Here is a 7,805-nt window from a genome sequence, read left to right as displayed (position 1 = left end):
TGGTCGAAGGCCAACGTCCCGGGTCGACAGTCCACTGGACTGTCGCCTGATCCGGGCCGAGGCGCCGTTCGGGACAAGGGACCGAGCCGATCAGCCGGTGTTCGTATCAGACCGCCAGTTCCTCGCCGTGCCAGACGCGGGCAAGCCGGGCGCAGACCCCGAGGCCGATCGCCGACATCAGGACGCCGATGCCGTAGGTGAGGCCGCCAAGCGTCGGATAGACCGCCGCCGCCGCCGCCATGCCGAGGGCGAGAACGAGGCCCGCCGCCATCGCCGCCGCCGCGCCTTGCGCCGCCGCGCCGAAGCGGGGCGGGATGGCGCGCGAGATGAAGGCCATCGCCCCGAGATGACCGATCGCGAAGGTGAAGGCATGGAGCGCGGTCAGCGGCCAGAGGATCCAGCCCGTCGGATCGAACATCATCGCGCCCCAGCGCACCACCCCGGCGACGCCCGACAGGGTGAGCGACCCCACCGGCCCCAGGGCGCGCGTCATCCAGGCGCCGATGGTCACCATGAACACCACCTCGGCCCCGACCCCGGTCGCCCAGAGCGCGCCGATCCGCGATTCGCCGAGACCGAGCGCCGTCCAGTGGATCGTGCCATAGGCATAGAACACCGCGTGGCTCGCCTGTGTGAAGGCGAGCGCGGCGACGAAGACGGCGAAGACCGGATTGAGCACGAGCTGGCGGATCTCGCCGATCCTCGGCGGCGTCTGGCCCTGGAGCCGCTGTCCGCCCGGATGGTGCCAGGCGAGCGTCATGGTCGCGAGGAGACAGCCGACGATCCACCAGAGCGCGATCATCACGCCGGTCGAGGCGATCAGCGCCCCGACCAGCAGATTGGCGGTGAGAAAGCCGATCGAGCCGATGCCGCGGGTCGGCGCGTAGGAAAAGCCGAAGATGCGCGCGGCGGCGACGCCGAGCGCCTCGCCGATCGGACTGATGCCGGCCATCATCGCGCCCGCCGCCAGTGTCGCGAGCAGCAGCACCGCCTTGTCGCGAATCCAGAGGTGGCCGACGAAGATCAGCGCCCCGGCGAGCGCGCAGGCGACGATGGTCGCACGGCGCGCGTCGAGCCGGTCGGCCATCGCGGGGATGACGAGGCCCGCCACCACGCGTACGCCGATGCCGAGCGCGGTGAAGAGCCCGACCTCGCTCGCCGTCAGGCCCCAGCTCTCGAGCCAGAGCGGCCAGAACGGCAAATGCACGCCGTTGGCCATGAAGAAGGCCATGTAGAAAGCCGTGGTGTGAACACCCGGCCGCGACAACAGGGGCGAGGACAAGGCGATGGACCTGGGGCGATGGACCTGGGGCGATGGACCGAATGCGCGGACGACCGGGCGACGGGCTGTCGCCTCCCATTTCATCCCTCCGCGGCCCGGGCAAGCGTGATCGTCACGCGCGCGGAACGCGCCGGTCCCGCGTGGCCGGGACGCCTCATCCCCCGCTGGCGGCGAGCCGGCCGCGGGCAAGATCGAGATCGGCGGGGGTATTGATGTTGAAGAAGGCGTCCCCCCCTGGATCGGGAAAGATCGCCGCCGCGCAGCCCATGGTTTCCGCGAAGCGCCGGACGCGGCGCTCGCCCGCGGCGAGGGCGGCGCGCAATGGCGCGCGCAGGGCGACGGGCCAGAGGCCGAAGGTCGGATGCGCGCGCCGCCCGTCGGGTCCCTCCGTGACCGCGATCGCCAGCGGTCGACCCTCGGCGGCGGCGCGCAGGACAGTCACGAGGTCGCTCGGAAAGGCCGGCGTGTCGGCGGCGGCGGTCACGATTGCCTCGAACCCCCGCCCGGCGCCCCAATCGAGCCCGGCGAGCACCCCCGCGAGCGGCCCGACCGCGCCCGGCGGCCCGTCCGGCAGCACCGGCAGGCCGAAGGGGGTGAAGCGCGCCGGATCGCCGTTCGCGCTCAGCGCCAGAGCCTCGACGCCGGGGCGCAGACGGGCGATCACATGTGCGAGGATCGGCCGGTCGCCGAGTGTCAGCAGGCATTTGTCGCCGCCGCCGAGGCGGATCGAGCCGCCCCCCGCGAGGATGACCCCGCCGATCACGCGGCTGGCGATCGCGGGGGCGCCGAACGGCGGAGGAAGGCGAGGACCGTGATCATTTCCGGGGTTGAAGCGCGGCGGCGTCTCACGATAGACGCACGGACAAGGCGTCGCCAAGCGACAAGCTCATGTCCCGCCGCCGACCTTGGGGAAATTCGTCCATGGAACAGGCGCCGCGCCGCCGGGCATTCCTCCTCGGCCTGCGGGACGTGGTACCCTTCGCGCTGGTCGTAGTGCCCTTTGGCCTCATGTTCGGCGTCGCGGCGAGCGAGGCGGGCTGGAACCTCGCGCAGATTCTCGGGATGAGCGTCTTCGTGGTCGCCGGCGCATCGCAATTCACGGCGCTGCAGCTGCTGTCCGACCAGGCGCCGCTCCTGATCGTGATCGTGACGTCGCTGGCGGTGAACCTGCGGCTCGCGATGTATTCGGCGAGCATCGCGCCGTTGGTCGGGGCGGCGCCCTTCTGGCAGCGCGCGCTGGCCGGCTATGTGCTGACCGACCAGACCTACGGCACGACGATCTCGAATGCGACGCTCCGCCCGCCGATGAGCGTGGACGAGCGGATGTGGCATCTGTTTGGCTCCGCCGTCGCGATTTGTCCGCTCTGGTACGCGGCGAGCCTGGCGGGCGCGCTGGTCGGCGCGGCGATCCCGCCCGCGCTGGCGCTGGATTTCGCGGTGCCGGTCACCTTCATCGCCCTGGTCGCGCCGATGCTGCGCGGCCTGCCGCATCTGGCGGCGGCCTTCGTCTCGGTCGCGGTGTCGCTGGCGCTCGCCTGGATGCCCTACAATCTCTGGCTCCTGATCGCGGCGCTGCTCGCCATGCTGACCGGCGCCGGGGTGGAGCTGCTGTTGGAGCGGCGGCGATGAGCCGGAGCGCGTCGATCTGGCTGGTGATCCTCTGCCTCGGGATCGGCACCTATCTCATCCGCGTGTCGTTCCTCGGGCTGATCGGCGACCGGCCGCTGCCCGGCTGGGCCTCGCGGCTGCTGCGTTATGTGCCGGTCGCGGTGATGCCGGGCCTCGTCGCGCCGCTGGTGGTCTGGCCGGCGGCGACGGGGGGCCACGCCGACGCCCCGCGCATCGCCGCCGCCATCGCCGCGCTGGCGATCGGGGCGATCACCCGCAACACGCTCGGCGCCATCGCGGCGGGGATGGCGACGCTCTACCTCGCCATCTTCCTGTTCGGGATCTGAGGGTCCGCCTCCGTCAGACCGACGGCCGCGCCCGCAGCAGATCCCGGATCTCGACCAGCAGATCCTCCTGGGTCGGACCGGCCGGGACTGGCTCCTCCGGCTTCGTCACGGTGGCCTGGAGCTTGTTCATCGCCTTGACCAGCAGGAACACCACCCAGGCGATGATGAGGAAATTGATGATCGCGGTGATGAAGGAGCCATAGCGGAAGACCGCGACCCCCGCCGCCTCCGCCGCCGCCACCGACGGGAATTCCTCGGTCGACATCGCGAAGAACAGATTGGAGAAATCGACCCCGCCGGTGAAGAGGCCGATCAGCGGATTGATGAGATCGGAGACCAGCGAATTGACGATCGCGGTGAAGGCCGCGCCGATGATGATACCGACCGCCAGATCCATGACATTTCCGCGGGCGATGAAGTCCCGGAATTCCTTGAGCATCCCATGCGTCTCCTGATGTTTCACGCCCAAAGAATGGCGGCCCGGCGCGCCGTGGCAAGCTATTTCGCCACGCGGCGGATCGGTGGAAACCGCCACGCCGGCCGGCGCCCCGATGGCGCGCGAGAAATTCGCTCAGGCGCGGAGCACGCCGCCGGTGGCCTTGGCGACGCCGGCGACGACCTTGGCCGAGACGGCTTCGATCTCGGCCTCGGTCAGGGTGGCCGCGGTCGGCTGCAGGCGGACGGCGATGGCGACGGACTTCTTGCCGGCGCCCATCTGCGCCTCGGCCTTCGGCCCCTCGAAGAGGTCGAAGACGGACACGTTCGAGATAAGCGCCTTGTCGGCGGCGCGGGCCGCCTTCAGCACCGCCTCCGCCTCGACGCGCGTGTCGAGCACGAAGGCGAAATCGCGCTCGACCGCCTGCAGGTCGGAGATGGCAAGTGGCGGGCGGGTGGCGCTCCGGACCTTGGGAAACGGCACGTTGGCGAGTTGAAGGGTGAAGGCGACGGCCGGACCCTTGACATCGAGCGCGGCCAAAACCCGCGGATGCAGCTCGCCGAAGGCGGCGAGCACCACCTTCGGCCCGAGCGTGAGCAGCGCCGAGCGGCCGGGATGGAACCAATCCGGCGCCGCGCGCTGGATCATCGGCGTGGCCGGCGCGCCGATCGCGGCGAGCGCCGCCTCCGCGTCGGCGCGGGCGTCGTAGAGATCGACCGGCCGGCGGGTGCCATGGCTGTTGCGCGGCGCGGCGGCGCCGACGCGCAGGCCGGTCGCGACCAGCGTCTGCTCACCCGGCTCGCCGCCCGGAAACACCTGCCCCACCTCGAACAGCGCGAGATCGGCGAAGCCGCGGGCCTGGTTGCGCGCGGCGGCCCGCAGCAGGCCGGGCAGCAGGTCGGGGCGCAGATGGCTCATCTCCGAACTGATCGGATTTTCCAGCCGCGTCGCCTCGGAGCCGCCGCCGAACAGGCCCGCCGCCTGATCGTCGATGAAGCTGTAAGTCACGCATTCGTTGTAGCCGAGCGCGGCGACGGTTCGGCGGACCTGACCCTCGCGGCGCTGGCCGGGGGTCAGGATCGGTCGCGCCACGCCCGCCGGGCGGGTCAGCGGCTTGCCCTCGAGCTTGGTCAGCGAGGCGACGCGGGCGATTTCCTCGACCAGATCGGCCTCGCCATGCACATCGAGCCGCCAGGACGGCACGGCGACCTCGAACCCCGCCCCGGCCTCGGTGACGCCGAAGCCGAGCGCCTTCAGGATCCGCGCCTGTTCCGGCGCGGCGATCTCCATGCCGACCAGCGAGACGACGCGCGCCGGATCGAGCCGGAAGCCGCGCGCCGTCGCCGGCGGACGGCCGGCGGTGAAGACCTCGGCCGGCTCGCCACCGCAGAGATCGAGGATCAGCCGCGTCGCCAGTTCGATACCGGGCCGGGTGAACTCCGGATCGACCCCGCGCTCGAAACGATAGCGCGCGTCGGAATTGACGCGCAGGCGCCGCCCGGCGCGCGCGGTGCGCACCGGATCGAACCAGGCGGCCTCGACCAGCACGTTCACCGTTTCCTCGGTACAGCCCGAGCGCAGACCGCCCATGATCCCGCCGATGCTCTCCGGCCCGTGCGCGTCGCAGACCAGCGTCTCGGAGCCGTCGAAGGCATAGTCCTTGCCGTCGAGCGCGCGCAGGCTCTCGCCCGGCCGCGCCAGCCGCACGGTCAGGCCGCCCTGAACCTTGTCGGCGTCGAACACATGCAGCGGCCGGCCGCGATCGAAGGTGACATAGTTGGTGATATCGACCAGCGCCGAAATCGGCCGCAGGCCAATGGCGCGCAGCCGGTCCTGCAGCCACCGGGGCGAGGGACCGTTGCGCACCCCCCGGATCAGCCGGGCGAGAAACAGCGGGCAGGCCTCCCCCGCCACGTCGGGCGCCAGATAGACCGGCACCGGCGCGGGCTCCACGCCGGGAACCGGCTCGACCGCCGGCGTGATCACGGTACCGAGCCCGCGGGCGGCGAGGTCGCGGGCGATGCCGGCGACGCCGAGCGCGTCGGGGCGGTTCGGGGTGATGGCAATGTCGATCACCGGATCGAAACGCCGCACATCGACGAAGCGCGCCCCGACCGGCGCCTCGGCGGGTAGTTCGAGGATACCCTCATGCGCGTCCGACAGCTTCATCTCGCGCTCGCTCAGCATCATTCCGAAGCTCTCGACGCCGCGGATCTTGCCGACCTTGATCGTCGTGTCGATGCCGGGGATATAGTCGCCGGGTTTCGAGACCACGACCTTGATGCCGGCGCGGGCGTTCGGCGCGCCACAGACGATCTGGGTTTCGCCCGCCGCCGTCGCCACCCGGCAGACGCGCAGCTTGTCGGCGTCGGGATGCGGGCTCGCCTCGAGGATCTCGCCCACCGTGAAGGCCGCGAGCTCCGCCCCGGGATCGACCACCCCCTCGACCTCGAGCCCGAGATCGGTCAGCGCGAAGGTGATCTCCTCCAGCGTCGCCGAAGTGTCGAGATGATCCTTGAGCCAGGCGAGGGTGAATTTCATAGCTCAAGTCCAGTGTGTTTTTCTAGTTGCTTCTTCGCAAACCCAAGAGCTAGAGCTTTCACTACCTCTAGTGTCATGCTCCCTCCGTTCTCCGCTAAGGCACGGGTCGTTTGCTCCCAAACCGTGCCATTGCGGATTGCGTCCAAGTAATCATGTCCAATCCAGGTTATTTCAAAATAACTGAATCCATGTTCATCGCTATCTTTTTTTACGTACCCAGCTTCAAATAGTTTGTCTATTTGATACAATTCGTGATCAGAGAACTTTGAGTCCAGCGAAAAATCTTCATCATTCCACTCGTTACATCGAGACCAATGGCCAATCTCAAATAGTCTGTATTCAGAGTTTTCTGCCGAAAGCAGAATTCTTCGAATGGCCTCCAGGTCACGCTTCACCGGCTGATCCCCGCCTGCAGGGTCGGCACGTCGAGGGCGGCGAAGCCGTAGTGGCGGAGCCAGCGGAGGTCGCTGTCGAAGAAGGCGCGGAGGTCGGGGATGCCGTATTTCAGCATCGCCAGCCGGTCGATGCCCATGCCGAAGGCGAAGCCCTGCCACTCGTCCGGATCGACCCCGGCGGCGCGCAGCACCTTGGGATGCACCATGCCGGAGCCGAGGATTTCCAGCCAGTCGTCGCCCTCGCCGATGCGGAGCTGGCCGCCGGCCCAGGAGCAGCGGATATCGACCTCGGCCGAGGGTTCGGTGAAAGGGAAATGCGAGGCGCGGAACTTGAGCTCGACCCCGTCGACCTCGAAGAAGGCGCGGCAGAATTCCTCCAGCACCCATTTCAGGTTGGCCATCGACACACCGCGATCGATGCAGAGCCCCTCGACCTGATGGAACATCGGCGTGTGGGTCTGGTCATAGTCGGCGCGATAGACCCGGCCCGGCGCGATCACGCGGATCGGCGCGCCCTGCGCCTCCATCGCCCGGATCTGCACCGGCGAGGTATGGGTGCGCAGCACGTGGGGCGGGCGATTGTCCCCCTCCGACCGCGCCATGTAAAAGGTGTCGTGATCCTGCCGCGCCGGATGTTCGGGCGGGATGTTCAGCGCGTCGAAATTGTACCAGTCGCTTTCCACCTGCGGCCCCTCGGCGACCGAGAAGCCGAGATCGGCGAAGATCGCGACGATTTCCTCGGTCACCTGGCTGACCGGATGGACGGTGCCCTGCGCCGCCGGGCGGCCGGCAAGCGTCACATCGCGCCATTCGGTGGCGAGGCGGGCGTCGAGCGCGGCGTCGGCGAGCCGGGCGCGGGCGGCGCCCAGCGCCTCGGTCAGGTCGTCCTTCAGCAGGTTGAGCGCGGGTCCGGCGGTCTGGCGCTCCTCCGCGGTCATGCCGCCGAGCGAGCGCATCAGGCCGGACACCTCGCCCTTCTTGCCGAGCGCCGCGAGCCGCACCTCCTCCAGCGCCGTCTCGCCCTCGGCGGCGGCGATCGCCGTCAGATACTTGTCGCGCAGGCCGGTGATCCCGTCCATCTCTCGCCCCATCGCAGCGGATGATACCCGCGCGGACGCCTAGCGCGAGAGACGGCGGGAATGCAAGTCCGGCGCGGGCGAGAGGGGTTCAAGCCGTCCCTTCACGATCTCGGCCGT

Annotated in this window: 8 protein-coding genes; 2 read left to right on the top strand and 6 right to left on the bottom strand. The window is 69.5% G+C overall.

The features are described 5' to 3' along the window. Positions 1 to 106: 106 nt before the first annotated feature. Together Q0480_RS03250 and mobA are read right to left on the bottom strand one after the other, a co-directional pair. Positions 107 to 1,231 carry an MFS transporter gene (locus tag Q0480_RS03250; protein WP_299130634.1) on the bottom strand — a complete coding sequence of 375 codons (1,125 nt, stop codon included), beginning with the start codon at positions 1,229 to 1,231 and terminating at the stop codon, positions 107 to 109. Between the two features lie 205 nt (positions 1,232 to 1,436). Then, complete coding sequence (mobA, locus tag Q0480_RS03245) at positions 1,437 to 2,045, bottom strand: molybdenum cofactor guanylyltransferase MobA (protein WP_299130632.1); 609 nt, start codon at positions 2,043 to 2,045, stop codon at positions 1,437 to 1,439. Between the two features lie 158 nt (positions 2,046 to 2,203). On the opposite strand from mobA, the gene Q0480_RS03240 reads away from it, so the two are divergent. Together Q0480_RS03240 and Q0480_RS03235 are read left to right on the top strand one after the other, a co-directional pair. Then, the gene (locus Q0480_RS03240) at positions 2,204 to 2,911 is read left to right on the top strand and encodes an AzlC family ABC transporter permease (protein ID WP_299130630.1); all 708 of its coding nucleotides are present in this window, start codon (positions 2,204 to 2,206) and stop codon (positions 2,909 to 2,911) included. Further along, on the top strand, positions 2,908 to 3,237 hold the full coding sequence (locus tag Q0480_RS03235; protein WP_299130628.1) for an AzlD domain-containing protein: 330 nt from the start codon (positions 2,908 to 2,910) through the stop codon (positions 3,235 to 3,237). Before Q0480_RS03240 ends, Q0480_RS03235 begins: the two co-directional genes overlap by 4 nt. A gap of 13 nt (positions 3,238 to 3,250) precedes the next feature. On the opposite strand, the gene mscL is transcribed toward Q0480_RS03235, so the two are convergent. From mscL to pheS, 4 genes are all read right to left on the bottom strand, one after another. Beyond that, positions 3,251 to 3,676, bottom strand: a complete 426-nt coding sequence (gene mscL, locus Q0480_RS03230; RefSeq protein WP_299130626.1) for a large conductance mechanosensitive channel protein MscL — start codon at positions 3,674 to 3,676, stop codon at positions 3,251 to 3,253. Between the two features lie 132 nt (positions 3,677 to 3,808). Then, positions 3,809 to 6,214 (bottom strand): phenylalanine--tRNA ligase subunit beta, encoded by a 2,406-nt coding sequence (pheT, locus tag Q0480_RS03225; protein WP_299130623.1) that lies wholly within the window; start codon positions 6,212 to 6,214, stop codon positions 3,809 to 3,811. Continuing rightward, complete coding sequence (locus tag Q0480_RS03220; RefSeq protein ID WP_299130621.1) at positions 6,211 to 6,609, bottom strand: DUF2513 domain-containing protein; 399 nt, start codon at positions 6,607 to 6,609, stop codon at positions 6,211 to 6,213. The genes pheT and Q0480_RS03220 overlap by 4 nt, the downstream gene beginning before the upstream one ends. Continuing rightward, positions 6,606 to 7,688, bottom strand: coding sequence for a phenylalanine--tRNA ligase subunit alpha (pheS, locus tag Q0480_RS03215; protein WP_299130620.1), 1,083 nt, complete (start codon positions 7,686 to 7,688; stop codon positions 6,606 to 6,608). Before pheS ends, Q0480_RS03220 begins: the two co-directional genes overlap by 4 nt. Positions 7,689 to 7,805: the final 117 nt, after the last annotated feature.

Origin of the sequence: uncultured Amaricoccus sp. (assembly GCF_937891315.1) — a bacterium.
Taxonomy (GTDB): Bacteria; Pseudomonadota; Alphaproteobacteria; order Rhodobacterales; family Rhodobacteraceae; genus Amaricoccus.
This window is presented reverse-complemented; position numbering and strand designations above follow the sequence as displayed.

Excerpts from the sequence above, each read along its gene's own strand:
- Q0480_RS03250 (WP_299130634.1), bottom strand. The coding sequence starts at position 1,231 with ATGGCCTTCTTCATGGCCAACGGCGTGCATTTGCCGTTCTGGCCGCTC.
- Q0480_RS03240 (WP_299130630.1), top strand. The coding sequence starts at position 2,204 with ATGGAACAGGCGCCGCGCCGCCGGGCATTCCTCCTCGGCCTGCGGGAC.
- Q0480_RS03235 (WP_299130628.1), top strand. The coding sequence starts at position 2,908 with ATGAGCCGGAGCGCGTCGATCTGGCTGGTGATCCTCTGCCTCGGGATC.
- mscL (WP_299130626.1), bottom strand. The coding sequence starts at position 3,676 with ATGCTCAAGGAATTCCGGGACTTCATCGCCCGCGGAAATGTCATGGAT.
- pheT (WP_299130623.1), bottom strand. The coding sequence starts at position 6,214 with ATGAAATTCACCCTCGCCTGGCTCAAGGATCATCTCGACACTTCGGCG.
- pheS (WP_299130620.1), bottom strand. The coding sequence starts at position 7,688 with ATGGACGGGATCACCGGCCTGCGCGACAAGTATCTGACGGCGATCGCC.